The 16710-nt window shown below is 70.4% G+C and carries 15 protein-coding genes; 9 read left to right on the top strand and 6 right to left on the bottom strand.

Translation table 11 applies throughout. From position 1 onward, the window contains the following. The first annotated feature begins 170 nt into the window (after positions 1 to 170). The 4 genes from ACZ7HT_RS15430 (at position 171) to ACZ7HT_RS15415 (ending at position 3302) form a co-directional block, all read left to right on the top strand. Positions 171 to 809 (top strand): hypothetical protein, encoded by a 639-nt coding sequence (locus tag ACZ7HT_RS15430; protein ID WP_471165161.1) that lies wholly within the window; start codon positions 171 to 173, stop codon positions 807 to 809. A gap of 1187 nt (positions 810 to 1996) precedes the next feature. Then, positions 1997 to 2542 carry a DUF2975 domain-containing protein gene (locus ACZ7HT_RS15425; RefSeq protein WP_471165158.1) on the top strand — a complete coding sequence of 182 codons (546 nt, stop codon included), beginning with the start codon at positions 1997 to 1999 and terminating at the stop codon, positions 2540 to 2542. Further along, positions 2542 to 2766 carry a helix-turn-helix domain-containing protein gene (locus tag ACZ7HT_RS15420; RefSeq protein ID WP_471165155.1) on the top strand — a complete coding sequence of 75 codons (225 nt, stop codon included), beginning with the start codon at positions 2542 to 2544 and terminating at the stop codon, positions 2764 to 2766. Before ACZ7HT_RS15425 ends, ACZ7HT_RS15420 begins: the two co-directional genes overlap by 1 nt. 56 nt (positions 2767 to 2822) lie before the next feature. Continuing rightward, complete coding sequence (locus ACZ7HT_RS15415; RefSeq protein ID WP_471165152.1) at positions 2823 to 3302, top strand: DUF3515 family protein; 480 nt, start codon at positions 2823 to 2825, stop codon at positions 3300 to 3302. Positions 3303 to 3369: 67 nt separating this feature from the next. On the opposite strand, the gene ACZ7HT_RS15410 is transcribed toward ACZ7HT_RS15415, so the two are convergent. Next, the gene (locus ACZ7HT_RS15410; RefSeq protein WP_471165149.1) at positions 3370 to 3663 is read right to left on the bottom strand and encodes an antibiotic biosynthesis monooxygenase family protein; all 294 of its coding nucleotides are present in this window, start codon (positions 3661 to 3663) and stop codon (positions 3370 to 3372) included. A gap of 159 nt (positions 3664 to 3822) precedes the next feature. On the opposite strand from ACZ7HT_RS15410, the gene ACZ7HT_RS15405 reads away from it, so the two are divergent. Continuing rightward, entirely contained in the window at positions 3823 to 4188 is a 366-nt protein-coding gene (locus tag ACZ7HT_RS15405) for a hypothetical protein (protein ID WP_471165146.1), read from the top strand. Positions 4189 to 4198: 10 nt separating this feature from the next. Here the strand turns inward: ACZ7HT_RS15405 and ACZ7HT_RS15400 are convergent, their stop codons facing one another. Together ACZ7HT_RS15400 and ACZ7HT_RS15395 are read right to left on the bottom strand one after the other, a co-directional pair. After that, the gene (locus tag ACZ7HT_RS15400; RefSeq protein WP_471165143.1) at positions 4199 to 6145 is read right to left on the bottom strand and encodes an MFS transporter; all 1947 of its coding nucleotides are present in this window, start codon (positions 6143 to 6145) and stop codon (positions 4199 to 4201) included. Positions 6146 to 6290: 145 nt separating this feature from the next. Beyond that, complete coding sequence (locus ACZ7HT_RS15395) at positions 6291 to 8669, bottom strand: D-alanyl-D-alanine carboxypeptidase family protein (RefSeq protein ID WP_471165140.1); 2379 nt, start codon at positions 8667 to 8669, stop codon at positions 6291 to 6293. A 183-nt stretch (positions 8670 to 8852) separates the two neighbouring features. On the opposite strand from ACZ7HT_RS15395, the gene ACZ7HT_RS15390 reads away from it, so the two are divergent. From ACZ7HT_RS15390 to ACZ7HT_RS15380, 3 genes are all read left to right on the top strand, one after another. Further along, positions 8853 to 9560: a GOLPH3/VPS74 family protein gene (locus ACZ7HT_RS15390; protein ID WP_471165136.1), complete on the top strand. Its 708-nt coding sequence runs from the start codon at positions 8853 to 8855 to the stop codon at positions 9558 to 9560. Positions 9561 to 9797: 237 nt separating this feature from the next. Next, the gene (locus tag ACZ7HT_RS15385; RefSeq protein WP_471165134.1) at positions 9798 to 10658 is read left to right on the top strand and encodes a helix-turn-helix domain-containing protein; all 861 of its coding nucleotides are present in this window, start codon (positions 9798 to 9800) and stop codon (positions 10656 to 10658) included. A gap of 179 nt (positions 10659 to 10837) precedes the next feature. After that, entirely contained in the window at positions 10838 to 11038 is a 201-nt protein-coding gene (locus ACZ7HT_RS15380) for a DUF397 domain-containing protein (RefSeq protein ID WP_116160455.1), read from the top strand. Positions 11039 to 11135: 97 nt separating this feature from the next. On the opposite strand, the gene ACZ7HT_RS15375 is transcribed toward ACZ7HT_RS15380, so the two are convergent. After that, positions 11136 to 11969 carry a hypothetical protein gene (locus ACZ7HT_RS15375; RefSeq protein WP_471165131.1) on the bottom strand — a complete coding sequence of 278 codons (834 nt, stop codon included), beginning with the start codon at positions 11967 to 11969 and terminating at the stop codon, positions 11136 to 11138. 82 nt (positions 11970 to 12051) lie between these two features. Here ACZ7HT_RS15375 and ACZ7HT_RS15370 point away from each other — a divergent pair, with 82 nt between their 5' ends. Further along, complete coding sequence (locus ACZ7HT_RS15370; RefSeq protein WP_471165129.1) at positions 12052 to 12834, top strand: SDR family oxidoreductase; 783 nt, start codon at positions 12052 to 12054, stop codon at positions 12832 to 12834. Between the two features lie 21 nt (positions 12835 to 12855). Here ACZ7HT_RS15370 and ACZ7HT_RS15365 read toward each other — a convergent pair whose 3' ends face one another. Further along, positions 12856 to 13971 (bottom strand): ADP-ribosylglycohydrolase family protein, encoded by a 1116-nt coding sequence (locus ACZ7HT_RS15365; protein WP_471165127.1) that lies wholly within the window; start codon positions 13969 to 13971, stop codon positions 12856 to 12858. A gap of 134 nt (positions 13972 to 14105) precedes the next feature. Continuing rightward, positions 14106 to 16688, bottom strand: coding sequence for a bifunctional FO biosynthesis protein CofGH (locus ACZ7HT_RS15360; protein ID WP_471165124.1), 2583 nt, complete (start codon positions 16686 to 16688; stop codon positions 14106 to 14108). Positions 16689 to 16710 lie beyond the last annotated feature (22 nt).

The following is a 16710-nucleotide window of genomic DNA, read 5'->3' as shown; positions in this document are numbered from 1 at the left end:
CCAGCAAGTTGTTACGCGCGGTGGGCGTAGCCACGGCTGCTTTGACGATGGCCGCTGTAAGCGCATCGCCCGCCAGTGCGCACGTCGTCTACACCTCCGATGAGATGTGGTCGAACACGGACAGTTCGAAGTGTCTGTACAGCAGGTCCGAGATTTCACACGGTGCGGGAATGGGCTACTTCAAGGGCCGTACGATGGCTTCGAAGGACGCCGAGTTGTGGCCGGCCGACTGCACCCTGCCCTGGTACCGTTCCCCGGGCTATCTCGCGACGAGGCTATACATATTCAAGTGGAACGCCAGTCAGGGGAAATGGCTCGTCTGTAGGAGTACCCCTTGGCTTTACAACGGTGGGACCAACGCGTCGTTCACCGTCCAGGCGACGACGAACACTTTCACCAGTCCGCCCTGCGGTAACGGGTGGTACGGAACCTCGACCATCTCTTCCGTCTCGTATGGCGGCACGTGGTACGGCAACGTCGGCCTGTGGTCTGGGTCCCACTACCTGCCGACTACGGCGTCACTCGCGTCTCCTCAGGCGGACATCGCTCCGGACTGGGTGGACGAGGAAGGCCGAGTGGACGCAGAGCGGGTTCCCAGCCAGATGGGCGTCGCGGGAAGCGACGGAAGCCCCCTCCTCAACGACGAGGGTGAGCCCGTGACCGTCCCCACGGACCTGGCAGGGGCCGAGCCCGACGGCGATCCTCTGAGGTACCAGGAGGACGGCATGCACCACGAGACCGTCACGGACGAGAACGGCGAAACGGAAGAGATCGCCTACGTCCCGCTGATCGATTTCGACGCTGTGTGAGCATGATGGCCGCGCGCTGAGCGGGTGGCGGCAACGCCTGGCGTAGCCGCATGGTGAGCCGTCGATCCGCGCCCTGCTCCTACCGGTAGCGGGTCGACGGTTAAATCATGCAAATTCCGCAAACTATTCCATCTCGCCGCGAATGGGTCGGGGGCTCCACCCGCTCCGAAGGCTAGAGGTGAGCGCAGGGAGGCGATACGCTGAAGCGTATGAACTCTAGAGCGTTATCCCGTGCGTTCGGAAAGATTTCACTCTTCACCCTAGCCGCCTTGGTTTTTGTTACTGCGGTGCTGGCAGGTCGAGGGTTGGATTTCGCCTACGAAAGGCTTGTTCGCGACGCGATTGCGTTCCCCTTTATTGCGATCTCTGTTGTGTTCGCTGCGCTTGGATTGATATTTAAGTCTCGCGAATAGGGATCTCGTGAGATAGAAATCTGTGGATTCTCATCTCTAGGCCACCCCTGGGTTGCGGACTGGAAGCTCGATATTTCGTCTCACTCGGAAGTGCGCCACACAGGCTTGAGTAGCTCGTAGTCGAACGCCTGGTTTCCCTCGCTGAGGTCATGCGGTTCACCCGTGCCATCGCCCCTGTGAACGTGCTGGCAGGCAGTAGAAGGGTCTACGCGGCCGTCGCGGCCTGGACACTGATGGCACCGCTGTGGGTGGCGGCCGCGATGGGTGTGGTGGGTGGATCACCCTGCCGCTGACGACAGCGCCGCGCAACGGCGAGCTTCCGAGCTCGACGCTGGCTCTGGTGGTGGGTGCGCTCGCCACGCTGTCCGCGGTGATGGCCATGTTCGCGGCACGGGGCGCGATACGCGAGTCGGAGCGCTGGCGACCCCATCACGACTGAACCGGCCGGGCTGGCGGCCATGGAACGGGTCCTTCTCAGCAGTGAGAAGAGACCAGCCGGTGGATAGTCCGCCTGCGTGCGCAATGCGTGAGCGGACGGGCCGACACCAGACGTCACATGCCGGATCGGGCACCGTGCCGCGCGGCGCTGATCAGGCAGAACAGCACCGCGCGGCACAGTCTGGAACCGCCCGGCACGGATTCGATCCCACTCCTAAAGCGGGTGTCGCAGGTTCGAATCCTGCCGGGGGCACAACGTATGACCGCTCCGACCTGAGAATCATCCCGGGGAGGGGCCCGCTCGGCCTCGGACGACTCGTCCGGGGCCGTTTGCGTGTGCGGGATACCCGGCCGAAGGGGTCACCCACAGATGAACGGGGAGATCACCGCACCGAAGCGGCCCTCTCCTCCAACGCCCATCACCGCCTCCTCGTCCACCGGCTCAGAGCGCCCGGCCCGCCGCCGTACCTGGGCACCCTCACCGGCACCCACCAGGCCGACCTCGTCGTCGCCCACCCCGACCTGGGCCAGCGCCTGCTGCTCGTGCTGCCGGAAGTCGTCGGCAGCCTGATCCTGCTCCTCGTCCTGGCCCTTCTCCTCCAGATGGCCGGGACGCTGCGCGACGGAGACGTCTTCGTGCCGCAGAACGCCCGCCGCCTGAGCGTCATAGGACTCACGGTGTTGGTGCAGGCCGTCCTCTCCCCCGTACTGCCGGCGCTCACGACGAAGCAATTGGTCAGGGGCACTCCCCTGGCCGGGCAGATCCCCTCGTCGGTCACCTTCACCGGGGAGTACGTCCTGCTCGCCTTCCTCATCCTGGCCCTGGGCGAGGTGTTCCGACGCGGTACGAAGCTCCGCGCCGACACCGAGGGGCTGGTCTGATGCCGCCAGAGGAGGAACACCGGGTCAAGGTCCACCTGGACCGGCTCCTGGCCGAACGAGGCATGACCTTGTCCGAACTGGCGACCAGGGTCGACGTCACGGTGGCCAACCTCTCCGTCCTGAAGAACGACCGGGCGAAGGCGATCCGCTTCTCCACCCTCACCGCGATCTGCCGCGAACTGAACTGCCAGCCCGGCGACCTGCTCAGCGTCCGCGAGGACTGACTCCGATCACTCGTCCGAGAAGGCCCGTAACCGTGCTACTAGACAAGGGATTGCTCATGGAGACGACCTCTGGCCGGCGGCTGGCACAGGCCGGCGTGATCGCCGTGTGCGCGGCCGTACTCGCCGCATGCGGGTCCTCCTCGCGTGACTACAACGTGTCGGGAGCCCCCGGGGGTGACAGCGCCGCGTGCTCCGGTCTGGTGAGCAAGGCACCGCAGAAGCTGGCGGGGCACGAGCGCGACGACGCCGACCAGAAGGGAACGGCCGTGTGGGGAGACGGAGATGTGGTTCTCCGCTGCGGGAACATCTCCGACGTCCCGGAGTCGGCCGCGTGCACGTCGGTCAAGGGGATCGACTGGGTCGTGAATCCGGAGAAGACGCGCGACGGGGTGAAGACGGTCCTGTCGTACGGGCGCAGTCCCGCGGCCGAGGTCACGGTGTCCGAGCGGATCAAGGACAAGGACGCCGTGATCGCCGAGATGTCCGGGATCGTTTCGGGGCTGACCCAACAGAAGGCGTGCGCGAAGCGAGCCTGAGCCGGTGCGGCCCGGGCTGGTGCGGCTCGGACCGGTGCGGCCAGGGCCGGTGCAGCCCGGACCGCCCCTACCGGACGACGACGTTGTGCGCCGGAATGATCGTGGGCCGCGCGTCGGCGTGGCCGAGGGCGGCCAGGATCGGGCCGAAGGTCTTCGCGTGGGCCGCGAGGGCCTCCTCGCTCTCCCAGACCTCGGTCACGCGGAATCCTCCGTCGACCGGACCCGCGGCGTGGGAGACGAGGCCCGGATCCCCCACGTCGGCGAAGCGCGTGAAGCCCTTCCCGCCGGTCACACGCGCGATGACTTCGTCGTAGACCTCCTGCCCGGCGCCGGGGAGGTCGAAGGTGACGATGACGGCCATGCGAATGCCCCTCTCTCCAGCCGCCGCGCTACTGCGGCGGCGCCCGCGATCCTAGCGGTCGGTAATCGCGCAGATCCGTAGAGCGATGATGCGGGCCGTGACGCCGGCTGGCGCCGATTCTATCCTGGGCTCCTTACCGGGGGAAGGCGGGGGAGAGCCGTGGACTGGTTCTGGTGGGTGCTCATTCTGTTCTGGAGTGGCGGGTTCGCTTGGGCCGCTGACAATGTGCGGACCGCGCTGCGGCATCGGCACGAGCGGAAGATGGAGGTCCTGGAGGCGGCCAAGCAGGAGCGGTTGGCGCTTGAGGCCTCGCAGCGGACGCCGGAGCCCGTGTGCGGGTGCACGCATCATCTGGCGAAGCACGACAAGCAGGGGCGGTGCCACGAGCGGGTGGAGGTGCCGACGGCCTGGGACGAGAACAAGAAGCCGGTGCGGTACGAGGCCGGGACGTGCAACTGTCAGCGGTACGTGGGGCCGCAGCCGCTGTCGCAGGTGTTCGCCGAGGAGCTGACGGATCTGGCCTGAGGCCCGTGCCTCAGCGGAGTTCCTCCGGACAGGCCGTGCCGCGGGAGAGCTTGTACGGGGCCGCCAGGCGGTAGGTGCCGGGTTTCGGGGCGATCAGTTCCGTCCATTCGTCGCCCTCCGGGTCCGCCTCCGTCTTGAACAGGCAGCCCTTCTCGTTGGCGAAGACCTTCGGGAGTTCCGTGTCCGAAGCCTCCCGGGCCAGTTTCGAGGCCTCCGTCTCCTTCGGCGGTTCGATCTTGGCGCCGTTCTCGTCGACGAGCGCGAGCCACGGCGAGTACGGGACGCGGATGAGGACCCGGCCGGGGCGGTCGACCCGGATCACGACCTCGTTCTCCTCCGCGCTCTGCACCTGGGCCGGCGGGTCCGCCAGCGGGGTCGGGTTCTCGACCTCGTACAGCCGCCAGTTCTCGTCCGACCAGACCTGGTTCAGGTACGGCAGGCCCTCGCGGACCAGTTCCGCCTCCCGCTCGGCGCCCGAGTCGGGGGCGCCGGTGGGCAGGACGACGTAGTGGACGGCCCAGCGGTCGAGCCAGTCCTGGTAGTTCGCGGCGTTCAGCGTGTCGTCGTAGAAGAGCGGGTTGCGCTCCATGTCCGCCTGCCGGTTCCAGCCGCGCGCCAGGTTGATGTACGGGCTGAGCGCGGAGGACTCGCGGTGGCTGGACGCCGGCACGACCTCGACCCGCGCCTTGCCCGCGTCCCGGACCTGGAGCTGGTTGACGAGCGGCGCGAGCTCGCGGGCCCAGGACGCGTCCGGGGCGGTGCGGATCACGTCGTCGACGCCCTTGAAGCCGATCCAGAAGTTCAGGCCCGCGACGGCGAGCAGCAGCGCGTACCAGCGGCGGGAACGCGGCGCCGTGTACGGCAGGGCCGCGAGCAGCACGACGCCCGCGAAGAGCATCGGCAGCCGGGAGATGTTCGAGCCGATCTGGGAGTCGATCAGCCAGGTCAGGAGCGTGCCGATCGTGTAGACGGCTGCCGCTGTGCGGACCGTTCGCCAGGTCTTCGGGACCAGGACGAAGGTGAGCACGCCGAAGAGGAGCGGCAGGACCGTCGAGCCGAAGGCCATCGGCTGCGTGCCCGAGAACGGGAACAGCCAGGAGGACAGGGCCACGACGGCCACGGGGGCGAGGCCCAGCGCGTAGGCGCCCGGGCGGCGCTTGTTCAGGAACAGGGCCGCCGCCGCGACTCCCAGGAACAGGCCCGCCACCGGGCTGCACGCCGTCGCCAGACCCGCCAGCGGGGCGGCGACCGCCGCCTTCGCCCAGCGTTTGCGGCGCCAGCGGTACGGCCAGCAGAAGACCGCGGCGACCGCGCCGAGCGCGAACATCATGCCGAGGCCGAACGTCACCCGGCCCGAGAGCGCGTTGCACAGGAACGCGAAGACGGCCGCGATCGAGCACGCCATCGGGTTACGGACCGCCCGCACCCGCACCAGGATCAGCGCCGTCAGGCCCGCCGACAGCGTCCCCGCGACCATCATCGTGCTGCGGACGCCGAGCACCGACATCAGATAGGGCGAGACCACGCTGTACGAGACGGGGTGCATCCCGCCGTACCAGGCCAGGTTGTACGCGGAGTCCGGGTGCCGCCCGACGAACTCGGCCCACGCGTCCTGCGCGGCCAGGTCCCCGCCGCTGTTCGCGAAGAGGAAGAACCAGAGGACGTGCGTGAGGGCGGCGAGCCCGGTGGCCGCCAGGACCGTGTAGCGGCGCTTGCGCCGCCGGACGGGGGTGGGGGTGGCGCTCGCGTGGGTGGGCGGTGCCGGGGACGGGGCCGGCCGTTGCGTCGGGAGCACTATTCGCGAGGGCGAAGAGGGGTCGGTATCCGTGGGCGGCGCGATGCCGTCGGCGTCCCTGTCGTCACGAGCGTCACGGGCTTCATGGGCTTCATGGGCTTCACCGTAGACGTCGGGGTCGGAGTCCGCGCGGTCGGCGCGTGTCGGCTCGGCGGTGGTCACTGCGGCCCTTTCCCGTGTTGCCCGTCTCGCTTCTCGCGTGGGTCACGCGTGTCCCGCGTACGTCACCCGTGCTTCTCGTCCCCCCGGAAACGCTAACAGCCGGGCGCCCCGGAGAACCGGGGCGCCCGGCCGAGCGGGTGGCCTCTCAGCCCAGGCGGGTCAGCTTCTTGTCGAAGCCCGGCTCCACCAGGTCCTTCTGGAGGGCGACCGGGGAGCTGACCTTCCCGGCGCCCGTACCGATCGACACCTGGCCGACGACGTCGCCCGCCTTCCCCGTGTGCGGGAGGGCCTTTCCGCCGTCCGTGAGCTCCAGCTTCACCTGGAGGCCCGGCCAGCCGACCGCCTTGAGCTCCTTGGTCGCCACGACCGGCACCCGGCCGCCGAGACCGTCGTCGACATAGCCCAGGACCTCGCCCTTCGTGACCACGGCGGCCGAGGTGACGTCCTTCTGGGCCTGCTGGATCAGCTTGAGGCTGTTGTCGATGGCGAGCTGGAGCTTGTCGATGAGGCGCTGGGCGTCCTTCGCCCCCATCACGATGCCGAGGATCCGGCGGTTCTTGCCGTCGACCTTGGTGTTCGCCGCCCAGAGCAGGTTGCCGCCGGCGGGGGTGGAGGAGCCGGTCTTGATGCCGCTGACACCGTCGTGAAGCAGGATGTTGTTGTTGTTCTCGATCCGGCCGGGGATGCCCTCGACCGTCACGTTCGGCATGTTCACGATCTCGCGGAACACGTCGTACTGCATGACCGCCTTCGCCAGCTTCAGCTGGTCCTGCGGGGTCGACATCGTGCTGTCGAGCAGACCCGAGGGGTCCGTGTACGTCGACTGGGTCATCCCCAGCTCCTTCGCGGCGGCGTTCATCTTCTCGACGAACGCGGCCTCCGAACCGGCGTCCCAGCGCGCGAGCAGCCGGGCCACGTTGTTCGCGGAGGGGATCATGAGGAGCTCCAGGAGCTCCTTCTCCGTGTAGGTCTGGTTCTCCTGGACCGGCGCCGTCGACTCCGAGTCGTGCTTCGCCTGGTCGGCGGCCTTCTTGTCGATCGTGATCCGGGGGCCTTCCTGGTTCCCCTTGATCGGGCGGTCGCGGAGGATCACGTACGCCGTCATCGTCTTCGTCACGGACGCGATCGGGGCCGGCTTCTGCGCTCCGTACATGCCCATGGAACCGACGCCCTCGACCTCGACGGCACCCTGGCCCTCGGTGGGCCACGGCATCTTCAGCTCGCCGCCCTCGAAGGTGAACGTCGGATCGGCCGACAGGGTCAGCGCGGGCGCGGGCAGCGGGCGGACCATCTGCACGATCGCAAAGACGATCAGGAGCAGCAGGACCAGCGGGGTCCAGATCCGGACGCGTCTCAGGGTCGTCCGCAGCGCGTTCGGCGCCGGGGGCGGGGTGTTCGTCAGCTCCGCGAGCAGGTCGAGCGGGGGCAGCGGCGGCAGCGGCTGCTGCCGGGTCCGCTCGGGCTCGGAGAGGCCGGATCGCGACCGTACGGAGGCGGGGGCGGGGGCGGGCGCCGGCGCGGGCGCCTTGACCTCGGGAGCCTTGGGCGCGGCCGCCTCGGGGGCCTTGGGAGCCTCCTGGGCGGCCTTCCCGGCCTGCGCGGCCTTCCCGGCCTGTGCCGCCTTCTCGGCCTTCTGGTCGGCCGGGATGTCGGGACGCAGCGCACGGAAGACGCTGGTGCGCTCGCTGTCGGAGTCCCCGGTCAGGGCGGACGGGAGCTTCAGGGCGGTCGTCGGCTGGTCCACGACCGGCGGACGGACCATCTTGAACATGGTCGTCGGCTGGTCGACCGGCTCGTCCTCGTCGCCGTCCTCGTCGCCGTCCTCGTCCTCGGCCTCGGCCTCGGAAGAGGAGGAAGGGGCGTCCGAGGGCTTCTCGTTCGCGGCAGGCTTACGCGCGGCGAACCAGGACCCGGAAGGTGCTTTGTCCTCTACGTCCTCGACCGGCTCGTCGTCCGCCTCGTCGTCGGACGCGTCGTCCGTCTCCTCGGGGCCGTCCTCGGGCTCGTCGTCCGGCTCGTCGTCCAGCGGCTCGGCCTCGGCCTCGGAGTCGTCGGCCTCGGCCTCGTCCTCCGGCTCGTCCTCGCCCGCGTCCTCCGGCTCGGCCTCGGGCTCGGGCTCCTCGACCGACGCTTCGGTCTCCGAAGCCTCGATCTCCGGCGCCTCGGTCTCCGAAGCCTCGGCCTCCGAGTCCGTGGACTCCGACCCCTCCGGCTCCTCCTCCGTCGCGACCCACGCCGCCACGGCCGCCTTCAGACGGTCACCCTCGGCCTCGCCCCCGGCCTCGGTCTCGCCCCCGGCCTTCGGCTTCGGCTCCGCGGCCGTCGTCGGCTCGTCGTCCTCCGGCGTGCGCGGTGTCAGGGTCTTGAACACGGCCGTCGGCTGGTCGACCCGGACCGCCGAGGACGGCGCGGACTCTGACTCACGGATCACGGAAAGCCTGGGATCCCGGCCGCCGCCGCCCGAGGCCGCCGTCTCCTGCGACGACCCCTGCTGCTCCGCCTTGTCGGGGGACTCGCCCGCCACCGTGCCTCCTCCATGCGTCATACGTACGTCCGAACCGTCTACCAGTGTCCTGTGTGAACCCCTTGGCTCCCGTGCTAGACGAGAACGACATACCTACTGGTTCCCGGATGAAGCACCCAGGCACTCTCGACAGATGAATGTGAGAGGGGTCACCCTGTCATTCATCCACGCGGGGAGGCATGGATGGGCAGGAGCCGCAGAACCATTCCGGAAGAGCTTCTGCTGCTCGCTCTGGACCCGACCACGGGTACCACAGCGCAGCCGCAGTCGCTCGACCTCGGTCTGGCCGGAGCACAGCTAGTGGAGCTGGCTCTGGCAGGCCGGATAGCCCCTGACGGGGATCGTATCGCCGTGGTGATGCCACGGCCGACCGGAGATCCGACACTGGACTCCGCACTGGAGCTGCTGCGCAGGCGTGGCAGCCCGGTTCGGGCCGTCCACTGGATCGGCGGGCCCCGGCTGGGGCTCCGTCAGACGTATCTCTCGCATCTGGAGCGATGCGGCATGGTGCATGCCGTGGAGGGCCAGATGTGCGGGGTGTTGCCGACGACTCGCTACCAGGCGACGGACACGGCGATCAGTCGGGAGATCCGTGCCCGGCTGGACAGTGCGATCCGCACCGGCGTACCGCCGGACCCGCGGACCGCGGCGCTTGCCGCGCTGGCCCACGCGGTCGGTCTCGGCAAGCACCTCTACCCCGGCAACGAAGGACGGTCGTCGCGGTCCCGGCTGCGCGATCTGATCCGGCACGACCCCATGGGCGGACTCGTGGCGCACGCCGTGATGGACGTCCAGAACGGTGCGGCCGCACAGCCGCGCCGGAGCGCCCCGGGCGCCCCGGGCGTCCCGGCACAGCCTCGGGGCAGCATGGCCCGCGCGGCCGCGCACTGACCTGCGCGCAGCCAGCACAGCGCGGCCCGCGCCGGGCGACCACGTACCACGTACCACCTGGAACCATCCCGGGAGCCGCACAGGTGTGCGGGGCGGTCTGGACGGCCGCTCCGCACATGTGCGTCGTCCGGGTTTCCCGTTGTCCAGGTTTTCCAGCGCGCACCCGGCCTTTGGTGGCAATCTGCCAAGCGGTAGATACTCACAGCTACGCAGCAGACAGCCGGAGGTGCAGTTTCCGTGGCGTCCAACGTCAACCCCACCGTCAGGCGACGCCGATTGGGCCAGGAGCTGCGCAAGCTCCGCGAGGCGAAGAACATGACGGCCGAGCAGGTCGCCGAGCGTCTTCTCGTCTCCCAGTCCAAGATCAGCCGCCTTGAGAACGGCCGTCGCTCCATCAGCCAGCGTGACGTCAGGGACCTGTGCGGGGTGTACGAGGTCGAGGACGAGCGCATGGTCGACTCCCTCATGCAGATGGCCAAGGACTCGCGCCAGCAGGGCTGGTGGCACGCCTTCGGCGACATCCCGTACAGCGTCTACATCGGTCTGGAGACCGACGCGGAGAGCCTGCGGATGTACGAGTCGCAGATCATCCCCGGACTGCTCCAGACCCCCGCGTACGCGGAGGCGGTGATCTCCGGCGCGATGCCCGAGTCGGCGCCGGTGGACATCGAGAAGCGGGTCACGGTGCGGACCCGCCGTCAGGATCGGATCCGGGACGAGGAGCGTCCGCTGCGGCTGTGGGCAGTCATCGACGAGGGCGCGCTGCACCGGATCGTGGGCAGCCGGCAGCTGATGGTCGAGCAGCTGGAGCACCTCATCGAGCAGTCCCACCTGCCGCACGTGACCGTGCAGGTGATCCCGTTCGAGATGGGCGCTCACCCGGGGATCAGCGGGCAGTACTCGATCCTCGAGTTCCCGGACACCTCGGACTCCAGCGTCGTGTACATCGAGGGCGTGACGAGCGATCTGTACCTGGAGAAGGCGCAGGACGTCGGCAAGTACTCCGTCATGTACGAGCACCTCAGGGCGCAGGCGCTGAACGTGGACCAGACGCGGGAGTTCATCTCGCAGATGGCGAAGAAGCACGCCCAGGGATGATCGCCGCGGGGCGGGGCAGGCACCGTACACCCCGTGATCGCTCCCACGGAAGCTCAGTTGGAATATGCCACTCGGACGTGTGAACGCCGGTCCCGCCGCCCGGGACCGGCGAGTAGCGTCGATCACGCCATCAAGAACGTTGGCGCGACACACTATTCGACAGAACCGGAGTGAGCGGCATGGCGATTATTCAGGGCGGAACGGACACCTGGACGAAGTCCTCGTACTCGGGCGGGAACGGGGCCTGCGTCGAGGTGAAGTCCCCCGTCGTGTCGGCGATCGCGGTGCGGGACTCCAAGGCCCCCGAGGGCCCGTCCCTCTCTTTCGGCCCGGGATCGTGGAACGCCTTCGTCGGCGAGGTGAGCAACGGGGCCCTCTGAGCCCCGGTGCGCGCACGCCGTCACCAGCAGTACGTATGAGCCCTCTCGACCGGTCCGCCGTCCTGGCCGAGGGGGCTCGGCTCTTGCCCGGGAGACGTCACCGCAGCTCGTCGACGTAGCGGTCCGTCCCCGGGACCGTCGGGATGAACGGCGCCACCAGCTCCACCCGGCCCGCTCCGGAGGCGAGGGACTCCAGGTCCGCGAAGTGTTCCGCCCAGCACGCGCGGGGGTCCTCCTCCAGGAACCAGAGCAGGGTCAGCCGGGTGTCGACGCCCTCGACCTGCTTCACGTACGTCATGCGGTCGCCGGGCAGCGGGGTCGGGCGGAAGACCGTCACCATCGCCGCCGGTGAGCCGGCGAGGCGTGCGGGGAGTTCGCGGTCGCGCAGCCGGTCGAGCAGTTCTCCCCGCCGCTCCGGGCTCTCCGCGTCGATCACCTGGAGGATCAGGCCCGCGTAGGGGTGGTCGAGGGCGTGGAAGTCACGCGGGCCGGCGGCCCCGTCGCGGTAGACGGTGGCCTCGTGGTCCTGGAACGCGGTGAAGACGTGGGTACGGGCCTGGTGGACGCGGGCGTCGCGGTTGAGGCGCTTGTTGATGCCGACGGTCCACTTCATGTGGTCGTCGTAGCGGCCCTCGGTGATCCAGTACGTGGAGAGGTAGCAGCCGGCGGTGACCGGCTGGGCGACGGCGGACTTCTCCGGGCCGCGCAGGAGCTGGAGCTCGCGGGTGGCGACCCAGCGGCGGCCTGCGTACATCCAGGGCATGGCCATCGCGCCCGCGTAGTAGTGGTCGTCCTCGTACCAGCGGTTGTACGCGTACTCCTGGCCCGGGTGCGGTTCGACCATGGTGATCAGCGCGTGGCCGGGGCGGACCCCGTACGGGCCGACGGCCGCCAGTTCCGCGTACGTCTCGCTGCGGGTCTCGTCGCTCACTCTCGTACCCCTTCCCATGTCGGTTCCGGGCTCCTACTCTGACGGACCGTCAGATACTTGGCCAGGGTCGAGGAGGGACCGGATGCTGCTCCAGGGGAAGACGGTCGTCGTGTCGGGGGTCGGTGCCGGGCTCGGCCACCGGATCGCGGAGACGGTCGTACGGGACGGGGGCCGTGCGGTGCTCGGCGCCCGCACCGAGGCCAACCTCGCCAAGTCCGCCGCCGAGATCGACCCGTCCGGCACGAGGACCGCCTACCGGGTCACCGACATCACCGACGAGCAGCAGTGCGAGGCCCTCGCCGCGCTCGCCGTCGAGCGTTTCGGCGGGATCGACGCGGTCGTCCACGTCGCCGCCTGGGACTCCTACTTCGGCGGCCTGGAGGACGCCGACTTCGGGACCTGGCAGGGGGTCCTGGACGTCAACCTGCTCGGCACGCTGCGGATGACCCGCGCCTGCCTGCCGGCGCTGAAGGAGCGCGGCGGTTCCGTGGTCCTGATCGGCACGCAGTCGGCGGTGGCGGCGCCCACGCAGGTGCGGCAGGCGGCGTACGCGGCCTCGAAGGGGGCGCTGACCTCGGCGATGTACTCCCTTGCGCACGAGCTGGGGCCGCACCGGATCCGGGTCAACACGGTGCTGCCGGGCTGGATGTGGGGGCCGCCGGTCCAGGCGTACGTCCAGTTCGCCGCGCACACCGAGGGGGTGCCGGAGGCCGAGGTGCTGGCCCGGCTCACCGGGCGGATGGCCCTGCCGGAGCTGGCGACGGACGGGGACGTGGCGGAGGCGGCGGCCTTCCTGGCCTCGGACCGGGCCCGGGCGATCACCGGACAGTCGCTGCTCGTCAACGCGGGGGAGCTGATGCGCTGAACACCCCTGTGAGGCGGGTGTTCAGCCCCTCGGGTAGCGCGTCAGCCAGCCCGGCGCGGAGTCCGTGGCGCTGTGCAGGGCCGCGCCCTGCGTCATCTCCATCGAGAAGTCGTCCGCGAGCTCCAGGACCGTCGCGCGGCCCTCCAGGTCGGCCAGCCAGGCCGGCGGGAGGGCCGTCTCGCCGTGCAGGGCGCCGAGCAGCGCGCCCGTGAGCGCGCCCGTCACCGCCGAGGGCCCGTCGTGGTTCACCGCGAGCCGCAGCCCGTGCCGTACGTCCTCGCCGACGAGCGCGCAGTAGACGGCCGCCGCCAGCTGCCCCTCGGCCCGGTCCTCGCCGGCCCCCAGGGCCGTCACCCGGTCCGCGTCCGGCGCCCCTTCCCGTACGGCGGTCAGCGCACCCTTGAGGGCCTCCGTCACCGGCTCGTGCCCCGGGCGGACCGCGAGCTGCTCCAGGGCGCGGGCCACCGCCGTCTCCACGGAGCCGCCGCGCGCCAGGCCGTGGACGGTCACCGCGAACGCGCCCGCCGCGAGTCCGGCCGCCGGGGCGCCGTGCGTCTGCGCGGCGCATTCCACGGCGAGCTGGCAGACGAGCTGCGGCTCCCAGCCGACGAGCAGGCCGAAGGGGGCCGAGCGGGCCAGCGCGCCGGAGTCCCCGGCGTCCGGGTTCTTGGGCTTGTCGAGGGTGCCGAGGGTGTCGTCGCCGAGGCCGGTGAGGCAGGCGCGGGGCGGGTTGCGGCGGGCGTAGAGCCACTCCTCGCGGGCCAGCCAGCCGTTGTCCTTGCGGCGCTCGTCGGGGCCCCAGTCGCGCTGGGTGGCCGCCCAGCGCAGATGGGCCCGGTGGACGTCGCTGGGCGGATGCCAGTGGCCGGTGTCGCGGCGGACCTGGGCGCGGACGAGGCCGTCGACGGTGAACAGGGCCATCTGGGTCGCGGCGGTGACGGCGCCGCGGCGGCCGAACGCGGGCACGGGCTCGGTGAGTCCGTCAGGTCCGTGCGCCTCGCGCAGCTCCTCCAGGCGTCCGTCCGCTCCGGCGCCCAGGGCGTCACCGAGGGCCCCGCCGAGCAGGCAGCCCCGTACGCGGGACCGGAAGTCCTGCTGCTCGGCGCGGCCCCACACGGCTGCGGCTGTCGTGACCACGACGTGCCCTCCCCCCGTAGACCGGTCTGCGCAGCACTGTAATGGACCGGGTACGGCGGATCGGGGTCCAGAACGTTATGTGATCGGACGCCCTTCAGACCACTTTTGACCGCGTTCAGCCGCCGACCGCGGGCCTACTCCTGGACCAGCGGCAGGAGCTCCGGGAGGTGGCCGTCCGAGGCCCGGGCCGTGCGCTGCCGTTCCTCCGGGACCTCGCCGTACAGCGTCGTACGCGGCTTCGCCGGGCGGCCCGCCGCCTCCGCGATCGCCTCCAGGTCGCGGATCGAGCGGTACGAGCCGTAGCTGGAGCCCGCCATGCGGGAGATGGTCTCCTCCATGAGGGTGCCGCCCAGGTCGTTGGCGCCCGAGCGGAGCATCTCCGCCGCGCCCTCGGTGCCGAGCTTCACCCAGCTGGTCTGGATGTTGGGGATGTGCGGGTGGAGGAGGAGCCGGGCCATGGCGATGACGGCGCGGTTGTCGCGGGCGGTCGGGCCGGGGCGGGCGATGCCGGCGAGGTAGACGGGCGCGTTGGTGTGGATGAAGGGGAGGGTCACGAACTCGGTGAAGCCACCCGTCTCCTGCTGGATGCGGGAGAGCGTGCGGAAGTGGCCGAGCCAGTGCCGGGGCTGGTCCACGTGCCCGTACATCATGGTCGAGCTGGAGCGGAGGCCCAGCTCGTGCGCGGTCGTGATGACCTCGATCCAGGTGGCCGTGGGCAGCTTGCCCTTCGTCAGCACCCAGCGGACCTCGTCGTCCAGGATCTCGGCGGCGGTGCCGGGGATGGAGTCGAGACCCGCCTCCTTCGCGGCCGTCAGCCACTCCCGTATCGACAGGCCGGTGCGGGTGGCGCCGTTGACGACCTCCATCGGCGAGAACGCGTGCACGTGCATCCCGGGCACGCGTTCCTTCACGGCCTTCGCGATGTCGAAGTAGGCGGTGCCCGGCAGGTCGGGGTGGATGCCGCCCTGCATGCAGACCTCGACGGCGCCGACGTCCCAGGCCTGCTCGGCGCGGTCCGCGACCTGGTCGAGGGAGAGGGTGTACGCGTCGGCGTCGGTGCGCCGCTGGGCGAAGGCGCAGAAGCGGCAGCCGGTGTAGCAGACGTTGGTGAAGTTGATGTTCCGCGTGACGATGTACGTGACGTCGTCGCCGACGACGGACCTGCGGACGTCGTCCGCGAGGCGGGTCAGCGCGTCGAGCGCGGGGCCGTCCGCGTGCAGCAGGGCGAGCGCCTGGGCGTCGGTGAGCTTCGTCGGGTCGTCGGCGGCCGTGCGCAGCGCCTCGCGCACGTCGGCGTCGACGCGCTCCGGCACCATCCCGGGCGCGGCGGCCTCGCGGAGCGCCTCCCAGTCCCCGTACACGTCGTCGAAGTCCTCGCGCCGGTCGGACGTGCGGCCCTCGGTGTCGATGGTCGCGTGCAGGTCCGTACGGCCGGTGGCGGTGAAGGCCTCGTCGGGCTCCTGCCAGGGCAGTCCGCGGACGGGCGCGTCGGGGTCGGCGAGGCCGGTCTCGGGGTCGGCGAGGGCGCGGACGTGCGGGAGGAGCCGGGGGTCGAGCCAGGGTTCGCCCCGGGTGACGAACTCGGGGTAGACGCAGAGCCGTTCGCGCAGCTCGAAGCCGGCGGCGCGGGACCTCGCGGTGAGCTCCTCGATCTGCGGCCAGGGGCGCTCGGGGTTGACGTGGTCGATGGTGAGCGGGGAGACGCCGCCCCAGTCGTCGATGCCGGCGGCGATCAGGCGCTCGTACGCGGAGTCGACGAGGTTCGGCGGGGCCTGGAGGCAGGCGGAGGGGCCCATGATGAGCCGGGCGACGGCGACGGTGGCGACGAGGTCGTCGAGCTCGGCGTCCGGCATCCCGCGCATCGCCGTGTCCGGCTTGGCGCGGAAGTTCTGGATGATCAGCTCCTGGATCGAGTGGTAGGCCCGGGACACGCGCCGCAGCGCGAAGAGGGACTCGGCCCGCTCCTCCAGGGTCTCCCCGATGCCGAGCAGCAGCCCGGAGGTGAAGGGGACGGAGGACCGCCCGGCGTCCTCCAGGACCCTGAGCCGCACGGCGGGTTCCTTGTCGGGGGACCCGTAGTGGGGGCCGCCGGGCTCGCTCCACAACCGGGTCGCGGTCGTCTCCAGCATCATGCCCATGGAGGGCGCGACGGGCTTGAGGCGCTGGAAGTCGGTCCAGGACAGGACGCCGGGGTTGAGGTGCGGAAGAAGCCCGGTCTCCTCCAGGATCCGGATCGCCATGGCCCGTACGTACGCGATGGTGTCGTCGTACCCGTGCGCGTCGAGCCACTCGCGGGCCTCGGGCCAGCGGTCCTCGGGCTTGTCGCCGAGGGTGATCAGGGCCTCCTTGCAGCCCATCTCGGCGCCGCGGCGGGCGATGTCGAGGACCTCGTCCGGCGACATGAACATCCCGTGGCCGTCCCGGCGCAGCTTGCCGGGGACGGTGACGAAGGTGCAGTAGTGGCACTTGTCCCGGCAGAGCCGGGTGAGCGGTATGAACACGCTCTTCGAGTACGTGACGACCCCGGCCCGCCCGGCGGCCTCGAGCCCGGCGTCCCGCACGCGCCCCGCGGAGGCGACGAGGTCGTCCAGATCGCTCCCCCGCGCCCGCAGCAGCACGGCGGCCTCGGCAACATCGAGCGCGACCCCGTCCCTGGCCCGCTTGAGGGCACGGCGCATGGCGTTCTCGGTGGGTCGTCCTGCCTGGTGATCCGTCATGAACCGAGCATACGAGCGGGCC

Source organism: Streptomyces sp. NPDC037410 (genome assembly GCF_055602235.1).
Note: the sequence above shows the minus strand (reverse complement) of the source record. Positions and strands in the feature narration are given on the sequence as shown.